Below are 25,208 nucleotides of genomic sequence, written 5' to 3' on the forward strand. Positions count from 1 at the left end.
CGTGAAGTTCGACGCGCTGATCAACGAAGGCGAGTACTTTCCGCCCTTCTACCTGGACACGATCCTGCCCAAGCAGCTCAAGACCGGCCGCCTGAAGGAATGGGCGGCTGAGGAGCGGCACGGCCGGCCCACGCCACGGCAGGGTCTGCGCGACCTCTCCGGCCGCTACTTCGACCTACGGGTCACGGTCGGTGGCGAGGCAGAGAAGTTCAACGTCCTGCCCGACCCCGAGGCCGAAGCCGCCCAGCAGCTGGCCGCCGAAGAGCTGAAGGCGCACAGCGGCTCTGACGAGCTGCCCGCATTCCGGCCCGCGACCGGCACGCGTACGGACGACGGCCCGGAAGGGACCTGGCGGGCCGCGCTGGACACCTGGCACACGGAGGTCCTGAAGGCCCTCGGCTTCACCCCGAACCCCGGACACCTCACCGTCCACGGCGCCGCCGGACCGGTCGCCGTCCCCGTCGCCCACCACGAGCCCGGCATCGCGGTCCTGACCGGCGGCTTCGCCGACGACATCGCCGCCACCCGCGGCGACGGCCCGGCCAACCGGCTCCCCGCCCCCGTCCGCGTCGCCTCCGGCCGCACCCTCACCACGGTCACGGACCTCGCCGCCTGGTTGCTCGCCGCCGACGACGCCCCCCGCTACGCGCTCCTCCTGTTCGGCGGCATCATGGTCCTCGCCGACCGCGAGAACTACGCCCGCGGCCGGCACCTCGCGGTCAGCCTGGAGGTGGCGCTGCCCCGCAAGGGCACGAAGGGCGCGACGGCCGGTGAGATCGACGTGATCGCCGCCCTCTTCGGAGCCCAGGCCTTCCGCCCCGCCGAGGACGGCGGGGACGACGACATCGCCCGCCTGGTCGCCGAATCCCGCGACCACTCCGTCGGCGTCACCGAGACCCTGCGCGAGGGCCTGAAGGAATCCGTCCAGCTGATCGCCAACGAGGTCCTGGACCGCGCACGACAGCAGGACGTCACCCCTGGCGAGCTTCCCGCCTGGCTCCCTGACAACCTTGCCGAGCCCGGCTCGCTCCAGCGGGTGCTGACCAAGGAGTCCCTGCGCTACCTGTACCGCATCCTCTTCCTGCTGTACGCCGAGGCCCGCCCCGAGCTCGACATCCTCCCGATGAAGAGCGCGGAATACGCCTCCGGCTACAGCGTGGCCCGGCTCCGCGAACTCGTCGTCCAGGAGAAGCTGTCCAGCGCCTCCCGCGACCGCTACCACTTCCACGACTCCCTGGACCTGCTCTTCAAGAAGGTCTTCACCGGCCACCCGGTCGCCGATACGCTCACCACCCGCGACTCCGCCGAGGTCCCCGAGAAAGGCACCGAGGCACTCGCGGAGGACGACGGCTACGAGGGCGTACGCATCGAGGCCCTGCGCTCCCGCCTCTTCGACCCCGCGTCGATAAAGCTCGTCGATGAGGTGATCGTCCACCCCGACGACCTCGACCCCGAGGGAAGGCCGCTGGATGGTGCCCGCACCCTCGACCTGCGGCTCCGCAACAAGGTCCTGCACCAGGTCCTGCGCCACCTGACCGTCGCCGAAGGCGCCGGCCGCACCGGCCGGGGCGGCTTCATCTCGTATGCCAACCTCAGCATCAACCATCTCGGCGCCGTGTACGAGGGCCTGATGTCGTACACCGGCTTCATCGCCGACCAGCCGCTGTACGAGGTCGCCAAGGGCGGCAACCCGAGTGGCGGTTCCTGGCTTATCCGGCCGGACCAGGTCGCCTCCGGACGCTACCCGGACGGTCCCGAGGACAGCGTCTTCGTCAAGACGGACGTCAACCCCGAGACGGGGCAGCGGGTCGCGATCCCGCACAAGGTCGGCTCGTACGTCTACCGCCTCGCCGGCCGCGACCGTCAGACCAGCGCCTCCTACTACACGCCCGAGTCCCTCACCCAGGCGACGGTGGAACAGACCCTGCGCTTCCGCCTCGACGAGAAGGGCGAGGTCGACCCGAAGGAGCCGGAGAAGGCGTGGGTCAACGCCGCCGACGTCCTGCGCTGGCGGGTCTGCGAACCGGCCCTCGGCTCCGGTGCGTTCCTCAACGAGGCCGTCAACCAGCTCGCCGAGCTCTACCTCCGGCTCGCGCAGCGCGAGCGGGGCGTGGAGATCGACCCCGAGGACTACCAGGCCGAACTCCAGAAGGCGAAGGCCTACATCGCGTTGCACAACGCGTACGGCGTCGACCTCAACGAGACCGCCGTCGAACTGGCCGAGATCTCGCTGTGGCTGAACACCATGTACCGGGGCATGAAGGCCCCTTGGTACGGGCTGCACCTGCACCGGGGCAACTCGCTGATCGGCGCAGCCAGGAAGGTCTACCCGGGGAACAGCCTGCGGGACGGCGGCTGGTTGACGTCGAAGGCCCCGCAGAAGCCCCGGCATGTGCCGCTGACGGAGAAGCTCAAGGCCAGGGAGGTCCACCAGTTCCTGCTGCCGGCGATGGGGTGGGGCTCCATCGGCGAGAAGGTCTCTGTACGGACCCTGAAGAAGGGCACGCCCGAGGAGGTCGTCAAGGCCGTCGTCGACGGCGACGTCGTGGACTGGCTGGACCCGAAGCTCGTCGAGGCGATGCGGAAGTGGCGCTCGGCGATGCGGCGGAACCCGAAGGGGGACCAGAAGAAGGCGACCGGCGCCGCGCCGAAGAAGCGGACGGTGGCGGCGCTTCCTCTGGAGACGGACGAGCTGACGCTGGACCTCGGCTTGGAGATCTGGGACCAGCCCGCGCTGGTCGCCGCCGAGCCGGTCGCGACTGCCGCCCGGGGCACCGACGAGGACCGGGAGCCGGGCGAGAAGACCGAGACGGGCCGCCTCATCCGTCTCGCCCGGCGCGTCGAGTTCCTGTGGGACCTGGTCGTCATGCGGCTGAGGCTGTCGGAGCAGGAGATCTCCCGGCACGTGGACGTGTGGGGTGCTCCGTCGAGGGACGGCGACGGGCCCCGCCAGCCGATGGACCGCGACGCCGTCCTGGAAGCGCTGCATCGCAGGGGCACCCCGTACTGGCGGCTCAAGCAGCTGATGGACACCTGGTGCGCGCTGTGGTTCTGGCCGCTGGAGAAGATCGGCCAGCTCGACGGCTCGGACGACTTCGAGTACCGGCCGGGCGGCGAGGACCTGCGCGCCCTCCCGAAGGACAGCCGTCGGCGCCGCGTCGCCCTCACCAAGCTCCAGGACTGGCTGGAGTTCGCCGAGGCGGTCGTGGGGCGTGTCGACGCGACGACGGAGGAGGGGAAGCAGGGGGCGCTGCTGTCCTTCGACGGGGTCCAGAGTCTGGAGGAGCTGGACGCGAAGGAGGTCGAACTCGACGCGCTGATGCAGGAGATGTCGGCGTGGGACGACCCGCTGGCCCTCGGCGACACCTTCCCGTGGTACGAGACGGCGGCCCGGATCGCGCGGGAGCGGGGGTTCTTCCACTGGGAGCTGGACTTCGCGCATGTGTTTGCGGAGGGCGGGTTCGACTTGATGGTGGGGAACCCGCCGTGGGTGCGGCAGGAGTGGTTCGAGAACATGGTTCTCGCGGAGCTTGAGCCGTGGTTTGTGTTGGGCGGGAAGGACGCAGAGACTGATCGGGCGCGGAACGTGGCCGAGGTCTTGGCTAAGCCCCAGAATCGATCGTTCTACTTGGGCGAACTGGGGACCGTGGCGGGGGTTTCGGAGTTCCTGTCATCAACGGACACTTATCCGGAGCTGGTGGGGACGCGGCCGGACATGTACAGGGCGTTCATGCTGCTGTCGTGGCGGGCCATCGGAGAGCGCGGGGTGTCGGGACTGATTCACCCTTCGACACACCTGACTGGTTCAAAGGAGAAGGTTCTTCGGGCAGCAGCATATCGACACCTCCGTTTGCATGCGGACTTCGTGAATGAGTTGTTCCTGTTCTCGCGCCCTGTGGGAAATAGTAGCCACTTCAGTGTCAACGTGTATGGGAGTGCCAGGGATATTCAGTTCCAGCATGTTAGCTGGTTGATGCATCCCGGCGTGCTCGTAAAGTCCGTCCGGCATACGCGGAAGAATGACCCATTGCCGGGTGTGAAGAATGAGGGGAAGTGGGATCTTCGCCCGCATCGGCGGCGACTTATTAATGTGGACCTGGACCGCCTTGCCGAGTGGCGTGAACTTGCTGGCGAGGAGAACCCGCCGCCGATTGAGCAGACAAAGCTGCTTTACCCCGTGACGCAGGCCGAGGAGGCGGCGATCGCGGCGCTCGCTAAGTGGCCGCGCCGACTTGGCGAACTCGATCCTCGGATCACTATCGGATACTATGAGACGCAGGATCGGGCGGCTGGCTACTTCTCTTGGGTTCCTGGGTCGGTTGAGTCCTGGAAGGACGTCATCCTGCAAGGTCCCCTATTCAGCGTCGCTACCCCCTATCACAAGCAGCCGCCGGAAGGGGGATCGAAGAGTGTGCGTGACTATGTGGCTTGGGACCACCTGAACCTTAAGGTGGACGCTGTGCCACGTACGAACTACAGGCCCCTTGCCGCCCGCTCAAGGTTCGTTGGCGCGCAGGAGCGCTGGGTGGATGAGAGGCGGCTGGCTAAGCTTCTCAACGACCCGGTTGCAGTCGCGGCAGCAGAGCGGGATGTGAGGGCGGCTAACCCCGAGCTGGGAGAATCTGACTTCGTTCAGGCGGTCGAGGCGTTGCTTACAGCGGCGAGCATGCGACCGTACTCGGAGTTCTTTCGAGTGGCCTGGCGCGAGATGATTGCCTCTGATACCGAGCGGAGCTTGTATGCCGTGCTCGTGCCACCCGGGGCTAATCACATTCACGCGGTGCGCAGCGCAGCGCTCTCGTCATCGCGTCTCACCGCGCTCGTGGCGGGCTTCTTTGCCGGGATCCCCCTGGACTACTTCCTGCGGAGCTCGGGACGAGGTCACCTCGATGTCTCGGATGCGAAGGTAATGCCCGCGCCCACGCCAGGCCACCCCCTGGAGCAGGCCCTCCTCCTCCGCACCCTCCGGCTCAACGCCCAGACCAACGCCTACGCCCCTCTCTGGGAAGAGCTCTACGACCCCGCCTGGCAGCAGGACACCTGGGCCGCCTCGGTAAACTGGCCCGATAACATCCCCCCGCTCACCGAGGGTGTCGGGCCCGATTGGACGCGCGACACGCCTCTCCGCGCCGAGTTCGCGCGCCGCGCCGCCCTCGTCGAGATCGACGCGCTCGTCGCCGTCTGGCTCGGGATCAGCGCGGACGAGCTGGTCGCCATGTACGACGCCCGGTTCCCCGTGCTTCAGCAGTACGAGGAGAACATGTGGTTCGACGCCAAGGGGCGCCGCATCGCGAAGGCGCATCAGCAGTACGGGTACGGGCAGCCCAAGGACGCGTGGAAGCAGTTGAGCAAGCCCGAGGCGTTCCCCTGGGAGCACGAGGTGCCCGACGGGTACACCGCGCCCCTCTACCGGGCCGACCGCAAGGCCGAGATGCGGACCGCCCACGCCGAGTTCACGCGGCGGATGCGGCAGGCCGGCTGGGAGCCCGGTGACACGCGGGCCCCGTAGGACGCTGGGGCCTGATCCCGGACCCGTAAGGACGAGAGCCCTGCTGTCCGACACGGACCGGCAGGGCTCTCGCGCGTACAAGCACCAGCTGTACTACTCCGCCGAGGCGAGCCCGACGAACCCCGCCCACGCCTCACGCGACACCTGGAGGGCTGGCCGGGACAGGTCCTTGGAGTCACGGACGTGCACGGCTCCCGTGCCGTCCGCGACCTCGACGCAGTCGCCACCTTCGGTTCCGCTGTAGCTGCTCTTGAACCAGCCGAGGGGCTCAGCGTTGTTCATAGCTCTCCCAGCAACTTCTCGATGAACTCCAGTGACTCTCGCGGGGTGAGAGCCTGTGAACGGATGATCCCATAGCGCGCGGCGGCGAGAACCGTCTCCTCCGGGTCGGTCGCCAAGGTGCTGGTGTTCTGTGCCTCGACGTAAAGGAACTTCTTGCCGTCCTTGCGCGTGACGACCGTGAACGGGCCGTTCACGCCTGCGTTGTCCTCACAGTCAGTCGGCATGATCTGAAGCTCGACATTGCGTTTCTGGCCGATCAGGAGGAGGTGTTCCAACTGGCTCCGTATGACGTCCTTGCCGCCGTACCGGTGCCTCAGTACCGACTCGTCCGTGACGAAGCTCAGCAGAGGAGCTGGATGTCGGTCGAAGATGTCCTGGCGGGCTAGTCGGGCCGTCACGCGCTGCTCGATCGTCTCCGTATCCAGCGGTGGGCGTCGCATAGCAAGGAGCGCTCTCATGTACTCCTCTGTCTGGAGCAGACCCTTGACCACCATGGTGTCGTAGGCGAGGAGCTCTACCGCCTGCTTCTCCAGCTGCGCCATCCCCTGGAAGAACACCGGGTACTGCGCCTTCTCCACCTGCTCCTTCCACACCGACAGCAGACCGCCCGCGTCCAGCACCTCATCCGCCCGGTCGATCGCCCTCGGTGGCGGAATCCTCCGTCCCTGCTCGAACGACGCGATCGTCGACGCCGAGTACCCCAGCCGCTTCCCGAGCTCCTCCCGCTCCATCCCTGCCCGCACCCGCAGCGTCTTCAGGCTCTGCCCGAACGCCGCGACAACGCCCTGACCCGACTTGTCCGTCGCCCGTCCGCCGTCTGGTGCCTCGGCTTCGCGTTCCGTCTGCTCCGCCGTCATCCCACCCTGCTTCCGCCGTGCCACGTACCGGCGCCCGCACCGCGCGTACAAGCGGATCGCGTCAGTGCGTCACCACTGGTCACGCTACGCCACTACGAGGACCGTGGTGGTCATGACGAGCAACCTCGACAGCCCCAACCGCATCGCCCAACACTCCATCCCCTCCCCGTACTTGAGCACCCATACCTTCGCCATGCGCTTCACCTCCACGCCCCGCGCTGCCCGCCTCGCCCGTCACTTGGTCGCCGTACGGCTCGACGAGTGGGGCGTGCCGTACGGGACGGAGCCGCACGAGTCGGTGGTGCTGATCGCCGGGGAGCTGACCGCGAACGCGGTACGGCACGGACACGTCCCGGGACGCGACTTCCACCTCCTTCTCCGCGTCACCACCCCGCCCCGGCCGACCGTCCGGGTCGAGGTGACCGACACCCGCGCCGAACGACTCCCTCCCCGTCCCGGAGAGCTCCCCGCCCCGCACGGGGACGGCGGTCGCGGGCTACTGGCCGAAGGGCTCGCCGCCCGCTGGGACTGACACCCGAGGACCCCGGGGCCGGGGAAGACGGTCTGGGCCGAGTACGAGCTGCTCCCCACGACGGCCGGCCCCTGACGCGAGCCGTCCGCCGGATCCACGCGAACGGGCCGGAGCTGTCGGTCCTCCCTCGTAGAGTGGAGCGTGATCGATCCTGGTCATTCCTGATGAGCCACCGAGGGGGCGGCCGGATCGCGCACCACCACGGGACGGCAACGGGAAGACGGGGGCCACGCACGTCATGCGACCCACACTCGCCGCGCAGACACTGCGCGACACCACGGTCGAGTACCTGACGACGACGTTCGCGTTGGCCGAGCCCGACACCCAGGAAGCCCTGGAAGACTTCCTCACGGACCCGGCCGACGGTCTCTTCCGGGGGCCTTACCTGCGGATCCGGCGGCCCTTCCGGCCTGCGGCGGACGGCTGGCAGGAGCGGCTCGACTGGTATCCGGCGGACTTCCAGCCGTACGCCCACCAGGCCGAGTCCTTCGTGCGGCTGAGCAGCAAGGACGGGCACCGGCCCGAGCCGACGCTGGTCACCACCGGTACCGGCTCAGGAAAGACGGAGTCCTTCCTTATCCCCGTCCTTGATCACTGCCGGCGGGAGCGAGAGGCCGGGCGGGCGGGGATCAAGGCGATCCTGCTGTATCCGATGAACGCCCTCGCCGGTGACCAGGCGCAGCGCCTCGGTGATCTCCTCGACCAGGACGCGCGGCTCAGCGAGGTGACGGCCGGGCTGTACATCGGTGAGGCGTCCTCCCGGGGCACCTCGCCGTACGGGCGGGTGATGGTGGACCGGGCGGAGATCCGCCGCAATCCACCGGACATCCTGATCACCAACTACAAGATGCTCGACCTGCTGCTCCAACGGCAGCAGGACACTCCGCTGTGGGGGGACGCCGACCTGACATACATCGTCATCGACGAGTTCCACACCTACGACGGCGCACAGGGCACCGACGTGGCGATGCTGCTGCGGCGGCTCGCTGCCGTTGTCGGCGCGGCCGAGGACGGGCGCCCGCTGGGGCGGATCTGCCCGGTAGCGACCTCCGCGACGCTCGGCTCCGCCGGAGGCGCGGACGGCGCGGGATCCGGCCCGCGGGCCATGCTGGACGTGGCCTCGCAGGTGTTCGGCGTGCGGTTCCCCGACGACGCCGTGATCGGGGAGGACCGGCGGGACGCCGAAGAGTTCCTGCTTCCTGTCGACCGCTCGCTGCCGCTCCCGTCGCCTGGCGAGCTGGCCGGCCTGCCGGACCCGGCGCGCACCCCAGGCGGCATGGACGCCGTCGCGCGCGCCACCCTCGGCTGTGACACGGCCGACCCGCGCGAGCTGGGGCGGCGCCTGCTCGCCCACCCGCTCACCCACGAATTGCTCCGGGCCAAGGACGCGCCCCTGACCGCCGTGGAGGCCCTGGAGACCTTCCCCGACGCCTCGGCCTGGCGCGCCGAGGCCGAAAGGAACCCCGAGACCGCCGCCCGCGCCCTCGCGCGCTTCGTGGCGCTGATCTCGGTCGCACGTGATCCGAAGCCCGGCCCCGATGGCCGGGACCGGCCGCTGCTGCTCGTGGAGAACCACCTGTGGTTGCGGGCGCTGTCGCGTGTGCTGCGTTTCGTCGCTGCTGAGCCGGTGTTCTCCTGGTCGGACGCCGACCAGGTCGCCCTTGCCGAGCAGGACCGCGCGGCGGCCGAGCGGCGGTCCCTCGCCGTGGCGGCGCAGACGGAGCGGAGGCTGCGCGTGCGTGGGGCCGGGCGGCTGCCCGCCGCGTACTGCCGGCACTGCGGCCGCTCCGGCTGGGCGGCGATCTGCCCCGACCGCGACCCGCAGAACCTGCACTACGCCCCGGAGGAGATCTACCGTGCCGCCGCGTCACGCGGCGCCGCGAAGGGGCGCGTGAGGGCTATGATCGCGGCCACCCCGCCCGAGGCGGCCGAGCAGGCGCGGGCGCTGCTTGCCCGACGGGCCGCCCATAGGGGCCGCAAGGGGGCCGCACACGACGCGAGCCTGCTGGTCCTGGAGAACAACGGGCGAGCCCTTCGCCGGCTCGATCCGGACGAGGTTCTGCCTGAGGGGGATGAGGGCCCGGTCGCTCCGGAACCGGAGAACGGCGTCTACGTGTGGGTGTGGTTCGACAACCAGGAGAGGGCCGACTACGCAGAGCAGGACCGTTGCCCCGCCTGCGGACAGTCCCAGGGCATCCGCTTCCTCGGTGCCGGTGTCGCCCCGCTCGCCTCGGTCGTCGTCACCCAGCTCTTCACCGGCGGGGAGCTGCCGAAGGCGGACGAGCAGGGGCGGGACCGCCGCAAGACACTGATCTTCAACGACTCCGTGCAGGACGCCGCCCATCGCGCCGGGTTCGTGGCCAGCCGCTCCTGGAAGTTCTCGCTGCGCTCGCTCCTCCACGACCAGCTGGTGGCCGGGATCGCGGCGAATCCGGAGTACGCGGCCGACGGGGTGCCGCTCAACGAGTTGATCGCCTCGCTCGTGACCCGGGCCGCCGAGCCGGGGGAGCGGCTCCTGGCTGCCGTCGTACCGCCCGACCTGGACACCATCGACCCGGTCAAGCGACTCCTCGACGGCAAGAAGAACATCACCAAGGCCACGTGGAAGCTCGTCGGCGAGCGCCTCGCCTTCAACACGCTGCTTGAGTTCGGCCTCCATTCCCGGCTCGGTCGGACCCTGGAACTGACCCGCACGGTCGCGGCCGAAGTGCACCTGCCCCATCCCGAGAAGGCAGCCAAGGCGGCCGAGGCCCTGTTCGACGTCCAGCTAGGGGAGCAGCTCCCCCTGGCACCGGACGCACCGGGCGAGGGCCACGACATCCCGTCCGTCGGACAGGGACGGCAGTCCGGGCCGCCCGCCGAGGGCGACCCTGGGCGGCTGCGCTACTTCGAGGGATTCGTCCGCGGCCTGCTCGAACACCTCCGGCAGGTCGGCGGCATCCACCACCGATGGCTCGACGCCTTCATCGACGGGGACGGACGCAACCGCTACCTCCTCTCGACCGCCCGGCCCCCGGGCATGCCGGCCTTCGGACGCCAGTCCGAGTTCCCGGCGTTCGTCCTCGTCGGCGCCGGCGGCGGCCGGACCGAGTTCGAACGGGTCGACACCCGCGACAGCTGGTACGTCGACTTCACCCGCCGCTGCCTCGGCCTGGACCGGGAAGCCGCGGGGAAGTACCTCGCAGCACTCTTCGAGCAGCTCTCCGACGACGAGATCGGCGCGCTGGCCCGACGGCGGACCACGTCCGGCGACGGCCGGCAGGGCCACGGCGTGTACGGACTCACCCCCGGGCACATCCGCGTCCGGCCCCTGGACGACGAGCAGACCGGAATCGCCGCCCTCACCTGCCCCGAGTGCGGCTGGACCCAGACCGTGCCGCCCGAGCGCGCCTCGGTCTGGCAGGGCACGCGCTGCCCGCTCAAGCGTTGCGACGGCACCCTGGCCCGGCCCTCCGCCGAGGCCGGCGGCCGGGCCGCCCGCGACTACCGCTCCGACTATTACCGGCGCCTCTACCGTGAGGCCGACCCGTACAGCGTGGTCGCCGCCGAGCACACCGGCGTGCTCTCCCGCAAGGAACGCGAAGAGGTGGAGAAGGGCTTCCGGCGCGGTGAGAAGCACACCGATCCGAACGTCCTCTCCTGCACGCCGACGCTCGAACTCGGCATCGACATCGGTCAGCTGGAGGCAGTCGTCCTCGCCTCGCTGCCGCCGACGACGGCCGGGTACGTCCAGCGGGTCGGCCGTGCCGGCCGCTCCACCGGCAACGCCTTCATGGTCTCCCTCGCCGACACCAGCCCCCGTGCTCTATACCACCTGGCCGAGCCCCGGCACCTCATCGCCGGCCCGATCCTGCCGCCTGGCTGCTTCCTGTCCGCGGGCGAGCTGCTGTGCCGCCAGTACACCGCGTACCTCATCGACCGCGCGGCACGGGGCCTTCTGGAGGGCGTTCCGCCCCTGCCCGACCGGGTCACTGCGCTCATGGGCCGCAGCGGCTGGCTGAAGCTCTTCCGCGAAGCCGCGACTGCCCAGGCGGACCTCGTCGAGGACTTCCTCCGGTTGTTCCCCGCCATCGACGGCGTCCCCGACTCCGGGGTCTCCCGTGACGCCCGTGCCGCCGTGCGACGGTACGCACGGACCAAGCTCGCCGAGGAACTGCGCGGCGCGGAGGCGGCCTGGGAGGCCGAGCGCGCCGAACTCGCCCGCCGCCGCGTCATGATCAATGAAGCGGTGGACTCTCTCCAGGAGGCCGTGGAGGACGAAGCCAGGGAGAAGCGGAACCTGGTTCGGGAGGCCGCCGCGGCTTCCGCACGACTACAGGGGATGGCTCTCGCCGACGCCCAGGGCTTCCTCGTCGAATACGGACTGCTGCCCAACTACAGCCTCGTCGAGGACGGAGTACGACTGGAGGCCATCCTCAGCCGTAAGGAGCCCGTGGGGAAGAGGCGCGGTGAGGCTGCGGCCGTCGGAGGGGACCGCTGGCGCAGCGAAGCTCGCGTCTACGACCGGCCCGCGGCAGCCGCGCTCACCGAACTCGCCCCGGGCAACGCCTACTACGTTCGCGGCTACCGGCACGTCGTCGATGGCTTCGATCTCGGCCCCGCGCGCAAGGACACACCTGACGGCACACCGGCAGGACTCGAACTGTGGCGGGTGTGCAAGGAGTGCGGCCACGTCCGCACCGGCGACCGGGCCGAGCAGGACACCTCCGCCTGCCCGCGCTGTGGTGGCGTCGACATCGGCGGCCGCACCGCCCTCCATCAGGTCGTCGTGCCCCGCAAGGTCACGGCTCACGACAAGCGGGACGACGCACGGATCGTCGACGACAACGAGAGCCGCACGCGCACGCCGTACACCACGGTCACCGCCGTCGACATCGATCCGGCCGACATCAAGGAGACCTGGCGGCACCAGAAGACCACCTTCGGCGTGGACCACGTCCGCGAAGCCGTCATCCGCCGTTTCAACCTCGGCAAGACCCGGCACGGGCGGCGTAACGACACCCTCTTCGCCGGCCAGGAGACGAACGTCACCGGGTTCACCGTCTGCCCGCGATGCGGCGGCGCCACCGACCGCGAGCCGGGCCACGCGCCCACCCAGGAATCGCTCGGCCAGTCCCTCCTCGGCAGGGCCGAACTGGCCCACCACCGGCCCTGGTGCGTGGTCCGGCGCCGGGACAAGCAGGCCCGCCCCCAGGACGTCCGGGTGATCACCGCCACCGAGCACCGGACGGAAGCCCTCCGCATCCTGCTGCCCGCTGCTACCCTCAACGTTCCCGAACGCCTGGCCTCCTTCTCCGCGGCCCTCCACCTCGGCCTTGCCCTGCGCTACGGCGGCGACCCCGCGCACATCCGCTCCGCCGCCGCCACCGAACCCGACCGGGAGACCGAGCTCACCCGTAACTACCTGGTGCTCTACGACGCCCTACCCGGTGGCACCGGCTATCTCCAGCGCCTCGCGGACCGAGAGGGCGAGGAATTCCGCGAGGTCCTCGCCGAGGCCCAGCGGCGGCTGCGCGACTGCCCCTGCAAGGACACACCACAACGCCGCGCCTGCCACCGCTGCCTGCTGCCCTACGCACCCGAAAGGGACTACAAGGACGTCGACCGGCAGGAAGCCCTATGGATGCTGGACAACCTGCTCGGCCCCGACGGCCGCAGCGGCTGGGACGTCCGCAAGGAGGCCCCGGGCGCCGAACTGCGCTTCGCCGACCAGGCGGAGAGCGACCTCGAACGCCGCTTCATCGAATGCCTCGACCGCTGGCTCGCCCTCCCCGGCAACGTCGTCGCGGCCGACCACACGGAGACGCCCACCGGCAGGCAGGGCAAACAGTTCACCCTGACCAGGCCGGATGGTCACCCCGTGCGCTGGGAGGTCGTCGCCCAGAAGGACCTCCACGGCTACCGCACCCGGCCCGACCTGCTCTTCCGGCCGGTCACCGGAGACACCACCAGCGACGGAGCCCCGCCGCTGCCGATCGCCGTCTACCTCGACGGCTACCGCTGGCACGCCTCGTCCCGTACCAATCGCATTGCCTCCGACGCCGCCAAGCGGGCTCGGCTGCGCGCCGACGGGATACTCGTTTGGCAGATCACCTGGGACGACGTCGCCGCCTGGGACCACTCCTTCAAGGGAAGCCCGGAACCGGAAGCCGACGCCGCTCCCGACCCGCTCGCAGCCGTCATCGCCGGACCGGCAGCCGATGCGGCCTGGCCCCCGTACGAGATGGAGGGCCCGGCGGCGCCGGGAGCCAAGGTGCGTGCGCTGTGGGAGCAGCAGCGACGTGACCCCGCGGACGTGGACGCCCTGTACGCCGGGGCCGTCCCCGCTCTGCTCGCGTTCCTGCGTGATCCCCGGCCCGGCAAGTGGCAGCAGCTGGCCACGCTGGCCGTCAGCGCGCCCGCGGCGCTCCGGCCGCGGGAGCTCGTCGGTGCGGATCCGGCCTCCGCGACCGGCTGGATCGAGGCCGCGGTTCGCGACGAACCCCTGCCGGATGTCACGGGGAAGGGGCTCAGGCTGCTGCGCCTCCAGGACGGTTCCGGGCTGCCCCTCGTCCTCGTCGGCGCGCCGCGCGCCGACGGCAAGGCGTACCGGTGGAGTGCCCTCGCCGTTCTCGACGACCGGGACGAGGCCGTCGTCGGCGACCGGGCCGATCACCGGCGTCGGTGGAAGGCGTGGCTGTGCTGGGGCAACATCGTCCAGTTCCTCGACCCCACCGGCACCGGCCGGGCCGACGGACTGGCCCTGGCCCGGACCACCCTCGACGGGTTCGACGCCTCCCTCCTTGCGGCTACAGCCGGCCCGGTCACCGGTCTGCTGCCCGCACTGCGCGCCGAAGCACCGGGAACGGGACTCCACCTCGCCGCGGCTGAGGAGACCGACGCGGAACCTGGGCAGCCGGAGGACCCGGCCGCGGTGCCGACGGCAAAGGCCGAGCAGCAGGCCCCTGCCGCTGAGACGCCCGAGACGGGGATGACCCGCCTCGAACAGAGCGCCTGGGACTTGGTCCTCGGTGAACTGTCCAAGTACGGCGACCCCGATGTCGCGGAGTTCGCCGAACGGCTCGCGGGCCGTGGGGACATCCCGGCAGGCCGGACGGGCTGGGACGTCGACGGAGTGCCACGCACGGTGGAACTCGCCTGGCCCGATCACCGCATCGGCGTCGTCCTCGCCGAGGACGCGGAGGACGCGGAATACATGGCGCGTAGTGCTGCGGCCGGATGGCAGGTGCGCGCACCGCAGGAGTGGGATGCCGAAGAGCTCGCCCGCATGCTGGGCGAAGAGGAGGGCACGCGATGACTCTGGCGGCAGGGGGCCCGGCTCGCCCGGCTAGGACACGTGTCCGGCCGAGCCGCCAGGCCGGAGCGGACATCGCAAGGCTGGGCGGGGCCGTGAAGGACGCGGTCGGCACCTTCGTCAGCCGCCTGCGGGCCGACCGGAACAACAAGGCACTGAGCCTGACCTTCCTGCGCGCCGTCGGTGACGGCGCGGACCTGCACCTCGGGAGGGTCGACGCCCGGTGCATGGTCCTGCTCCTCTCGACCGAGGGCGGGGACGAACTCCAGCTCCTCGCGGTCCGCGCCGGAGCCTTCGCCCGCGACGAACTCACCCGGCTCACCGTCGCCATCAACTCCGAGTCCGGTGCGGTCGAGGTCGTCGACCAGAGCGAGGTCGCCGCCAACGTCGTCGCCATCTCAGAGCGCTCCGAGACCGGCGCGCGGGCCTCCGAGGCCCCCGCCCCCGCTACCCAGGGTGAAGCACCCACCACGTCCACGAGCAGTCTGCGTCCGCCGCTCTTCGCCGCACATGACGACCAGAGCCTCGTCAAGCTCGGCGTGGTGCCGACGCTGTTGCCGACGATCCGGAAGATCACCACGGACGAGCAGCTGGACGCACTGCTCGCCCACAACCTTCCGGAACTCACCCGTGACGTCCTCATCGCCCTCCGCGACCACATGGACCCCGCGGACGTCGAACGTCTGATCACGAGCACCTGGCGGCCAGAGGGCGAGGACGTCGACGTCCGGGACTGGGCGGGCGCCGCCCGGCGCGCCGTCTCCCAGTCCGAGACCGACGACGACGCAGTCCTCGAAGCCCTGGGCAACGGATTCGACGCCTGGCGGCTCTTCCTCCACCCCGAGCAGCGACGGCTCGCCAAGGGTGACTTCAAGGGCTCGGCCAAGGTCACCGGCGGCCCCGGGACCGGCAAGACGGTCGTCGCCCTACACCGCGTACGCCACCTCGTCGACCGGCTGCCGCCCGGTCACACCCGCCCGGTCCTGCTCACCACGTACAACACCAACCTCGCCCTGGAACTGCGCGAAAGACTGCGGGACCTGGGCGGCGAGGAACTGCTGCGCAGGGTCGACGTCAAGTCGGTCGACGTGCTGGCCCGCGAGATCCTCCAGGAGCACCGTGCAGAGATCGGCAGGCCGCTGGACGACGAGGCGGCGATGAACCTCTGGCACGACGTCCGCCTCGAGACCGGTCTGCTCGACTACGACGCCGAGTTCCTCGACGGCGAGTTCAAGCACGTCATCCTCGCGAAGCGCTGTGGATCCTGGGACCTCTACCGGCGCGTCGGCCGCACCGGCCGTCCCCGCGTCACCACATCCCAGCGGCACGACGTGTGGCAGCTCGTCCAGGCGTACCGTGCCCGCCTGGACGCCGCCTCGCGCCGGACCACGTACGCGATCATCGCAGACCAGGCGGCCGGCCTCGAACAGCACCGCATGGCTCGGGTCGAGGAACAGGCCCGCTACAAGGACGAGCAGGGCGGCCTCGACCTCATCCACTGGGAAGCCGGCAGCGGTATGTGGCTCAAGCCCAGGTACCAGCACGTCGTGGTCGACGAGGCCCAGGACCTGTCGGGCTCGCACTGGCGGATGCTTCGCGCGATGGTCCGCAAGGGCCCCAACGACATCTTCCTCGTCGGAGACGCCCATCAGCGGATCTACGGCGGCCGGGTCGTCCTCAGCGACCACGACATCGTGATCCGAGGCCGTGCCTCGCGACGCCTCACGCTCAACTACCGCACCACCCGCCAGATTCTGGGAAGCGCCAACGGGCTGATCGCCGGTGCGTCCTTCGACGACCTGGACACCGCCACCGACACGCTCGACGGCTACCGCTCCGTGCTCACCGGACTCGCCCCGCAGTTCTGGCGCGCCCCCGACCGGGTGAGCGAGATGCGGGCGGTGGCCGTCCTCATCGAGGAGCGTCATGCCGGGCACGGTACGCCCTACTCGGCCATGGCCATCGCCGTGCCCGACGGCAGCTCCGCCCAGGAGTTCGCGTATCGGCTCGCCACCGAGTTCCACATCCCGGTCGTCCCGCTCGGCAGGGAAGGAGTCCGCTCCGACGAGGACGCCGTACGCATCGGCACCATGCACCGCTTCAAAGGCCTCGAATTCCAGCGCGTCTTCCTCACCTCCGTCGGCGAGGGGCAGATGCCGCGCCAGAGCATCGAGCAGTACCGGCTGGCGAACCCCGACCGCTACCGGCTGGAGGAACAGCGGGCCCGGTCCCTGGTGTTCGTCGCCGCCACCCGCGCCCGGGACGAGCTCGTCGTCACCTGGAGCGGCAAGGCCAGCCGCTTCCTGCCGCCCGACGCGGACGTCACCGCCCTCCGGGCGACGGACCTGCTCCGCCCGGACGGGCCGTCCTCCGGATCGACTTCGGCGTCCGTCGCCTGACAACTGGCCGGGGGAGAGGGGAGGGACAACGGACGTGCGCAGGATCCCACCGGACATGTTCCGCTTCACGACGGGCGAGAAGGCCGACCTCCACGGTGCGATCCTGGAGGCCTTCGGCGTGGCCGGAGAACACCTGGAGACCGCACTCGGCATCGACGACGTGCGAGCGCGGCTACGGGCCGTGGGGTGGCTCGACGCGCTCGAGGAGAAGGAGCTGTACGACACCCTCAAGCAGCTCGTCGACTGGCGGCTGGTGGACAGGGTCCACAACCATGCCGAGAACTACCGCACGGCCGAGGAGTACGAGCGGCGCAACCTGCAGTTCTCGCTGACCCGCCTGGGTGAGGCCGCACTCGCCGGCATACGGCACGCCATGGAGGTACTCGCCTCCACCGGTGCCCTCCAGACCGCGGTGCTCGAGGCGATCACCGACCGCCTCGACGAGCTCCTCCTGCTGTCCCACGAACCGGCCTCCGCCGACCGTCGGATCTACACGACCCTGCGCGAGCTGGAAGGGCACCTGGAGGCCCTTGTGGAGAACACCAAGGCGTTCCACGCCGAACTGCAGCGACTGCTGCGCACCGAGGGCGCCGACCTGGAGGTCTTCCGTGAAGTGAAGTCAGCCACCGTCGCCTACCTCCAGGAGTTCCTGGTCGATCTGGACCGGCGTGGGCAGGCCGTCACCGCGGCGGTCGTCCGGGTGGAGAAGCAGGGCGTCTTCCTGCTGCGACAGCGCGCCCTGCGCGGAGCCGAGTTGCCGCCGGTGGCCGGCGAGGACCCCGCGCCCGCCTGGCTGGAGGGCCGCCGCTCCCGCTGGGCGGGCCTGCGGGCGTGGTTCCTGCCCGAGGACGGAGCCCGGCCCCGCATCGAACAGCTCCATGACATCGCCCGGCGCGCCATCATCTCCCTCCTCCAGGTCCTGGAACGGATCAACGAGTCGCGGCGCCGCTCCTCCAGCGCCGTACAGGACCTCCGCGAGCTGGCACGCTGGTTCGCCGCGGCCCCGAGCGAGGAGGACCTTCACCGGCTCTGGTCTGCGGCGTTCGGCCTGGGCCCGGCACGCCACGCCCACCTCGCCCATCCCGACCCGGAACTGATCCCACCGGCGCTGTCCTGGTCTCAGGCCCCACCGGTCGAGGTCTCCACTCTGCTGCGGACCAGCGGAAGGACCGAACGGTTCACCCGCACGGCGAAAGTGCGCGACGTCGCCGCGGTCAAGGCGGCGCGAGCCGAACGAGCCCGCGCCGAACGGGCGGAGCTCGCCCTGGCATGGCGGGAGCTGGCAACGGATGGACCCGTGCGCCTCTCGTCATTCGAAGATCTCGACCCCATGGTCTTCGAGCGGCTCCTCGACCTCCTGGGCCGTGCGCTGTTTGCCACCCCGGACGCCACCGGACACCGGCGCGCGACCACAGCGGACGGCAGGGTGGAGATCATCCTCGCCGCCCCGGACGACGACGGCACGACCGAGCTGCGCACCGCCAAAGGCGCGCTCACCGGTCCGGATTACCTCGTCCACATCACCGCGGTGGACGGGAGCGGAGCCTTCCGCGTCGCCCGGCCCTCCCCCGGCGAGGGGGCGGCCGGATGAGCACGCTCGCCAATCAGCTCGCCACCGCGGAACGAGAAGAAGTGGCCAGGGCCATCCGGCTGCTGCTCGCCCGCCCGCTGCTCACCGAGGATGCCGACCCCACGGGGTTCGAGCTGGTACGCCGCCGCCGCGAGCCGCTGGTCAAGTGGTTCGACTACACCTGCGGCTGGGACCTGGTGGTCGAACCCCGGCGCGGCTACGCGCGACTCTTCAAGATCCGCGCCCAGGCGGACGCCTCACGACCCGCCCGCCGGATGCGGTCCGGCCGGGCTCCCTTCGACCGTCGACGCTACGTCCTGCTGTGCGTGACCGCGGCCGAGCTGATGTCCCTGCCGATGACGACGATCAGCTCGCTCGCCCAACAGGTCGTCCAGGCCACCGCCGCCGATCCGGCGCTGTCCACCTTCGACCCGGTGCACCGCCCGGAGCGGATGGCCTTCGTCGACGCCCTCAAGCTGCTGGAATCGTACAGGGCGCTTCACGCGGTGGACGGTGCCACGGAGACGTACGTCGAGTCGGCGGAGGCCAAGGTCCTCTACACCGTCGACACCACACTGTTGCTGAGGCTGACGACCACTTCCGTCGGTCCTTCCGGACTCGCCGTACCACCGGACGAGGTGCCCGCCCGCTTCGGGGAACTCCTTGCCGGCATCGTGCGGGAGCGGCGGTACGGCGCCGCACACGGACCTGCCGTCGAGCCGGGGGACGGTGCGCCGGCTGCAACGGAGTCCCAGCGCAATCTAGGCCTACGGCACTCCGTACTGCGCCGCCTCTTCGACGACCCGGTGGTACATCGGGCGGACCTCAACGACGACGAGACGACCTACGTCAGTTCCTTGACTGGGCGTCAGATTCTGCGTCGCTCCGTCGAACAGGCCGGCTTCGTCCTGGAGGAGCGAGCCGAAGGGCTCATGCTCATCGACCCCGACGCGATCGCGACCGATGTCCGATTCCCCGATGACACCTCCACCGCTCGCGTCGCCGCTCTGCTCCTGCTCGAACCGATCTGTGCCACTCCCGCAGGCATGCTTCCCGAGCAGCTCACCGAGGCGAGCACGGAGCTTCTGCGCCGCTTCCCGCGGTGGGCGAAGGCCTACCAGTCCCAAGAAGGCGCGGCCAGGCTGGCCGAGGACGCCGTGCGTGTGCTGCGCGACATGGGGCTGGTCCACCGGTTCGGAGACCGTGTCGTCGCACGTCCCGCCGCCCACCGATACCGAGTCGCCGAAGCCGCGAACCTGGGCGGGGCCGGGCGGACACCACCCAGGACACGGCGAAGCGACACCGCGGTCGGAATGACCCCCGAAGACGGTCCGTACGAAGGAGACCAGCAGTGACCGTGACACGGCTTCCGGCACCGCGACGCGACGAGCCGGCCGCGCCGAACTCGGTAGCCGGGCTCCGCTGGCAGCCGAATCGCGCCGGCATCCTCAACGTCTGGCGCTACTACGACGAGACCTTCACCTTCCATCAAGGCCGCCTGTTGCTGCGCGGCCAGAACGGCTCCGGCAAGTCCAAAGCGCTGGAGCTCCTGCTGCCCTTCCTCTTCGACGCCAGCCTGCGGCCCAACCGGCTCTCCACCTTCGGCGGTTCCGAACGCACCATGCACTGGAACCTGATGGGGGAGGGAGCCTCGGGAAAGACCCGGGTCGGATACGTGTGGCTGGAGTTCCGGCGCGCCGGTGCCGACGGGGCGGAAAGCTGGTTCGGCTGTGGGGCCCGACTGCAGGCCAGCGTGCACACCAGTGGTGTGCACGCCGACTACTTCACCACCAGCGCCCGGATCGCCCACCCTGGCGGTTTGCCGCTCGTCAACGACGCCGGGCAGCCCCTGACACGGGCCGCGCTGGCCGACGCCCTGCGCGACCGCGGCGAGATCCACCCCACGGCCGCCGACTACCGCACGGCGGTACGGCGCGAACTCTTCGCCGGAATGGGGGAGCAGCGCTATGAATCACTCCTCTCCGCCCTGCTTCAGCTCCGTCAGCCCAAACTGTCCGAACGGCTCGATCCGTCCCTGCTCTCCACCCTCCTGTCGCGGGCCCTGCCCCCGCTCGGTGAGAGCGAGATCAGCGAACTTGCCGAGGGCTTCGAACGCCTCGACCGCCAGCGTGAGCACCTCAAACGGCTCAACGAAGAGGTGGACGCGGCCGAAGCGGTGGCGAGCAGGCAGCGCGCGTATGCGCGCCGGGTCCTGCGGGCGGCGGCTGCCGCGCTGATCTCCACCACCACGGACATGGACGACCTCACCCGCGATGCTCGTGCCAGCGCGGAGGAACACGCGGAGGCGCAGGCCGAACGGGCGCGGACCGAGACTGTCCGGGAGGATCTGGTCAGGCGGGCGCATGCCCTGGAGGAGACCATCGAGGGCCTGCGCGACAGCGACGCCTACCGGGAGGGCCAGGAGCTCGACCGGCTCCGCCGCCGTACCGACGAGGCCACGGCCCAAGCCCGCCGGGAGCGTGCTACCGCCCGGGACAGGCAGGCCCGGGCCGAGCGGGAGGCCGGGCTGGCAGCTGACTCCGACCGACACGCCCGGGTCCTCGACGAGCACGCGCGCGAAGCGGCCGACGAGGCGCGAACGTCGGCGAGAGGCGCAGGCCTGGAGTCCGTCCAGTACGAGATGCGCGCGCTACTCGAAACCGTACGCCCGTCGCCGGCCCCGGGCACCTCTGCTGCGGACGCCGGTTCGTCCGAGGCCCCGACTGTGGCCCAGGAGAGGGGCGAAAACCAGGCTCGGAGGGTACGCCGACTGCTCCGGGGCGCCACCGACGCCCGGCGCGGGCAGATCGAGCTCGTCACCGAGGCCATCGACGGCCATGAACAGGCGGTCCGTGCCCGTGGGATGGCCGAGGAGGCGGTGGAACAGGCCCGTACCCGGCTCGCAGCGGCGATCACCGGCCGGGAGGAAGTCGTGCGTGCCTGGAACCAAGCCCTCGCGACGCAGGGTGAACGGCTACGAGCCTGGGCCCAGGAGTGCGTCGAACTCAAGTTTTCCGATACCGACGAACTGTCCGCACGCGCAGAGTCCGAGACCGAGGTCGCGGCCCTGGTGGAGGAAGCGGCGCGAGCGGTGGAGCAGGACATCACCGGGGGAGAGGCCGCTACCCGAGCCACACGCCGGAACGTGGCGGACGAGCAGGCCCGCCTGGCGGACGAGGCACAGCGGCTGAGCCAGGTGGCCGAGGTGCCACCGGCGTCCCCGTACACCCGTACGGCGGACCGCACGAGGAATGTGGGCGCCCCGCTGTGGCGACTCGTCGCCTTCCACGAGGAGACGCCTCTCATCGTCCAGGCCGGAGTGGAGGCAGCGCTGGAGGCGTCGGGCCTCCTGGACGCGTGGGTCGCTCCGGACGGCGAGAGCGTGCTGCCCGGTCACGACACGCGCGTCGAGACAGCCCTGGCCGTCCCTGCCCCGGGGACGAGCCTCCTGGAGGTGTTGCGGCCCGAGGACGACATCCCCGTACCGGCCGGGACGGTCAGCCGTCTGCTTGCCGGAGTCGCCTACGGCGAGCGGCTTCCCGAGGGACATCCGGTCGCCGTCTCCGCCGACGGGGCATGGCGTCTCGCACCCGCCACAGGGACCTGGAGCAAGCAGGAACCCGCCCACATCGGGGCCGTGGCGCGGCAGCGGGCACGACAGCGTCGGATCGACGAACTGACCGTTCTTATCGAAGCGAAGGACGCGGCGCTTGCCGGACTCGACGACCGCCTCCGCGAGCTCGCCGCCCGACGGACCCGGCTCGATGCCGAGCGGGCGGCCCGTCCGGACCACCACGAGCTCGACCGGCGGCTACGCGAGTGGGACCGGGCCGAGGGCCAGGTGGCCGTCCGCGACGACGCCGTCCATGACGCCGTCTCGCTTCTGGAGCGCGGCGAAGCGGCTGTGACGGCCGCTCTGCGTACCCTGAGCCGTCTGGCGGCGGAGCACAGCCTGCCCACCGACCGTGGCCGCCTGCGCGAGCTGTCCCGCTCCATCGACATGTTCCGTGACACCGCCGATCTCTGGGTAGATGCCCGGATCGGCGCCACCGTGGCCGCCGACCATGCGCGCCGGCTCATGGAGCAGGCGGCACGCGCCCAGGCTGACGCCGAGGAGCAGGACGGTGCGGCGGCCGCGGCCGAGAGTACGGCTTCAGGGCTACGGGCGCGCCTGGAGGCGGTGGAATCCACTGTCGGGGAGGACTACCGCCAGGTGGTGGCCCGCGTCGTCGCAGCACGGGCGGAGCGGGACCGATGCCGCGCCGAGGCCGAGAGGGCGGGTGGTGCCCTGCGCCACCTGGAGGGGCGCATCGGAGAGCTGCGTGCGGTGAGCGAGCGCGATGCCGAGGAGCGGGAACGAGCGGTCGTCGCCCGGGACAGTCGGGCGCGCCGGTTCCGGCGCCTGTGCCTGACCGGCCTGGCGGAGGACGCCGGCATCGCACTGGAGCTCGGTGCCGCCGACGGAACGAAGGCCACTCTGGAGGCCGCCCGTACCGTCGCCGCCACGTGGCCCGCTCTTCCCCACGCCCCGCGCAACCTGGGCGACGCCGCCACCCGCCTCTCCGAAGCCGTCCACGAGGCCCGTCGACAGCTCGGCTTCCGCGCCGATCTCGATCTGGAGCCCGACGAGGACATCCAGCTGCTCAGCGCCCGCCTGGACGGGGTACGCCTCGGGGGCACGGCGCTGCTGAACACGCTGACACAGGAGAGGAAACGCAGCAGGGACGACATCACCGGCACCGAGCGGCGGCTCTTCGACCAGATCCTCACCGGGGACATCCGGCGACACCTCGCCGCTCGCATCCGCCAGGCGGGTGAGCTCGTCGACCGGATGAACGGCCACCTGGAGCGGGTCCGCACCGCCTCCCGCGTGGCTGTGCAACTCGTCTGGCAGATCCGCCCGGACCTCCCCGAAGGTACCCGTACCGCCCGCGACCTGCTGCTCAAGGACCCGGGCAGGCTCACCGACGCCGACCGAGAGGCGCTGCACGCCTTCTTCCGTACGAGGATCGACGAGGCCAAGGACGCCGACACCGCTGCCAGTTGGGAAGAACAGCTCGGAGAGGTCCTCGACTACACGTCCTGGCACCAGTTCACCGTCCGCCTGGACCGGGCGAACGGAACCGGCTGGCAGCAGCTGACCAAGAAGCTCCACGGCGCACTGTCCGGCGGCGAGAAGGCGATCGCCCTGCACCTGCCGTTGTTCGCGGCGATCGCCGCCCACTACGAAGCCGTGCCCCAGGCACCCCGGCCGATTCTGCTGGACGAGGTCTTCGTCGGCGTCGACACCGTCAACCGAGGCCAGATCTTCGCCCTGCTCACAGCGCTCGATCTGGATCTCATGCTCACCTCCGACCACGAATGGTGCACCTACGGCGAGCTGCCCGGGATCGCCGTCCACCAACTTCTCACCGACACGGACGACGATGCGGTCACCAGCGCCCGCTTCGTTTGGAACGGCACCGATCTGGAGTCCGAGTGAGGCTTCCTGAAGAGGCGGCGGGAGTATGCGCTTTGCGCCGCCCCGAGTTGCGGATCCTCTGGCAGGCGGTCCATGAACGTCTCTCCTCCGGGCGCTCCGTCACGCGCGTGCGCATCGGACCGCTCGATGAGGCCGAGCGCGACGCCCTGGCCGATTTGCTCGGCCTGGACCGCCTGCCGGACGTCCGGTGCTCCGTCACGCTGGCACGGCTGGAAGAAGCCGTCACGGAAATCTCCGGACGCACGGTACGGGACACCGTCACCGAGCTCATCGGCCCCCTCGGCGACCGCGCGGAGGAGCGCCGCCGCGAGCAGGCCGAGCGCGCCGAACTATGGGCGCGGTTGTCCGGACACGACACGGTACGGGCTCAGCCGGCACTCGCCGACTGGGTCACGTCCTGCCGCTCCACCGGCCTGGTCGGTGGCTCACCGGAACGTACCTGGGCCCTCCTTGAGGACGCGCTCACGGTCCTCGCGGCTATACCCGCCGAGGCGGAGCCCCTGCCCTTGTTCGCCGCCCGGCTCCTGAGAGGCGACTCCCACGCTCTCGACGACGGTACCCAGCTGTCCACCGTCGTTCTGCGTGCCCTGGCTGCCCTGCACGACACCGCCCCGCCGCACTCCGCCGCTGACCGGCGAGCCCTGTGGGTCCGGGCGGGCGTTGCCGACGACGAGCTGTCCGCCGTCGTCCTTGCCGCCGGTCTGCGTCCGTCCGGCGACGGAGTGCTCGCTCACGTGGCGCGCGCATGCGCCGAGGCCGGGCAGGCTGCCAGCCTGACCCTTGCCCAGGTTCGTTCCCCCGGCCGATTCACCCTGGTCACGGAGCCGTCACCTGTCGTCCACGTCGTGGAGAATCCCAGCATCCTGGCTCTCGCCCTACGTCGCTTCGGCCGGAGCTGTCCACCTTTGCTTTGTACGTCCGGCTGGCCCAACAGTGCGGTGATCCTGCTCCTCCGCATGCTCGCGGCCCGCGGTGCGGTGCTCCGGTATCACGGGGACTTCGATGGTGAGGGCATCCGCATTGCCGCGTACGTCTTCGACAAGACACCGGCGAGTCCTTGGCGTATGTCGGCGGAGGACTATCGCGAGGCGGTTGCCCGCCATCCCCGCGGCCCTCATCCAGGGCGTGTCACCGAAGCCCCGTGGGATCACGGACTGGCCGAGGCCATGGTGCGGCAGGAATCCGCCCTGGTCGAAGAGCTGGTGGTAGATGTGCTGCTGGAAGATCTCGCGGCAGGACTCGGAAGCACCCCGTAGCTCATCGCATTCAAAGTCCCAGAGAAG

9 protein-coding genes and 1 pseudogene are annotated in these 25,208 nt (G+C 70.4%); 8 read left to right on the plus strand and 2 right to left on the minus strand.

Translation table 11 applies throughout. From position 1 onward, the window contains the following. The first annotated feature begins 1 nt into the window (after nt 1). A complete protein-coding gene (locus IE180_RS26595; protein ID WP_190159492.1) occupies nt 2–5,509 on the plus strand; it encodes an Eco57I restriction-modification methylase domain-containing protein in 5,508 nt (1,835 codons plus the stop codon). 93 nt (nt 5,510–5,602) lie between these two features. Here IE180_RS26595 and IE180_RS26600 read toward each other — a convergent pair whose 3' ends face one another. Together IE180_RS26600 and IE180_RS26605 are read right to left on the minus strand one after the other, a co-directional pair. Next, nucleotides 5,603–5,791 carry a DUF397 domain-containing protein gene (locus IE180_RS26600; RefSeq protein ID WP_190159493.1) on the minus strand — a complete coding sequence of 63 codons (189 nt, stop codon included), beginning with the start codon at nt 5,789–5,791 and terminating at the stop codon, nt 5,603–5,605. Beyond that, complete coding sequence (locus tag IE180_RS26605; protein ID WP_190159494.1) at nt 5,788–6,648, minus strand: helix-turn-helix domain-containing protein; 861 nt, start codon at nt 6,646–6,648, stop codon at nt 5,788–5,790. Before IE180_RS26605 ends, IE180_RS26600 begins: the two co-directional genes overlap by 4 nt. A gap of 112 nt (nt 6,649–6,760) precedes the next feature. Here IE180_RS26605 and IE180_RS26610 point away from each other — a divergent pair. From IE180_RS26610 to IE180_RS26640, 7 genes and pseudogenes are all read left to right on the plus strand, one after another. Further along, a pseudogene (locus IE180_RS26610) lies at nt 6,761–7,177 on the plus strand (ATP-binding protein); the annotation flags it as partial. A gap of 241 nt (nt 7,178–7,418) precedes the next feature. After that, nucleotides 7,419–14,477: a DEAD/DEAH box helicase gene (locus IE180_RS26615; RefSeq protein WP_190159496.1), complete on the plus strand. Its 7,059-nt coding sequence runs from the start codon at nt 7,419–7,421 to the stop codon at nt 14,475–14,477. A gap of 92 nt (nt 14,478–14,569) precedes the next feature. After that, entirely contained in the window at nt 14,570–16,873 is a 2,304-nt protein-coding gene (locus IE180_RS26620; RefSeq protein ID WP_190159497.1) for a UvrD-helicase domain-containing protein, read from the plus strand. A 34-nt stretch (nt 16,874–16,907) separates the two neighbouring features. Continuing rightward, the gene (locus IE180_RS26625) at nt 16,908–18,464 is read left to right on the plus strand and encodes a TIGR02677 family protein (RefSeq protein ID WP_373302826.1); all 1,557 of its coding nucleotides are present in this window, start codon (nt 16,908–16,910) and stop codon (nt 18,462–18,464) included. Further along, complete coding sequence (locus IE180_RS26630; RefSeq protein ID WP_190159498.1) at nt 18,461–19,798, plus strand: TIGR02678 family protein; 1,338 nt, start codon at nt 18,461–18,463, stop codon at nt 19,796–19,798. Before IE180_RS26625 ends, IE180_RS26630 begins: the two co-directional genes overlap by 4 nt. Beyond that, the gene (locus tag IE180_RS26635) at nt 19,795–23,925 is read left to right on the plus strand and encodes a TIGR02680 family protein (protein ID WP_190159499.1); all 4,131 of its coding nucleotides are present in this window, start codon (nt 19,795–19,797) and stop codon (nt 23,923–23,925) included. The genes IE180_RS26630 and IE180_RS26635 overlap by 4 nt, the downstream gene beginning before the upstream one ends. A 32-nt stretch (nt 23,926–23,957) precedes the next feature. Continuing rightward, entirely contained in the window at nt 23,958–25,181 is a 1,224-nt protein-coding gene (locus IE180_RS26640; RefSeq protein WP_190159605.1) for a TIGR02679 family protein, read from the plus strand. The last annotated feature ends 27 nt before the right edge of the window (nt 25,182–25,208 follow it).

This window comes from Streptomyces litmocidini (assembly GCF_014649755.1).
Taxonomy (GTDB): Bacteria; Actinomycetota; Actinomycetes; order Streptomycetales; family Streptomycetaceae; genus Streptomyces; species Streptomyces litmocidini.

What these genes read in the sequence shown, in the direction of transcription:
- IE180_RS26600 (WP_190159493.1), bottom strand. Translation starts at nt 5,791, where the DNA reads ATGAACAACGCTGAGCCCCTCGGCTGGTTCAAGAGCAGCTACAGCGGA.
- IE180_RS26605 (WP_190159494.1), bottom strand. Translation starts at nt 6,648, where the DNA reads ATGACGGCGGAGCAGACGGAACGCGAAGCCGAGGCACCAGACGGCGGA.
- IE180_RS26615 (WP_190159496.1), top strand. Translation starts at nt 7,419, where the DNA reads ATGCGACCCACACTCGCCGCGCAGACACTGCGCGACACCACGGTCGAG.
- IE180_RS26630 (WP_190159498.1), top strand. Translation starts at nt 18,461, where the DNA reads ATGAGCACGCTCGCCAATCAGCTCGCCACCGCGGAACGAGAAGAAGTG.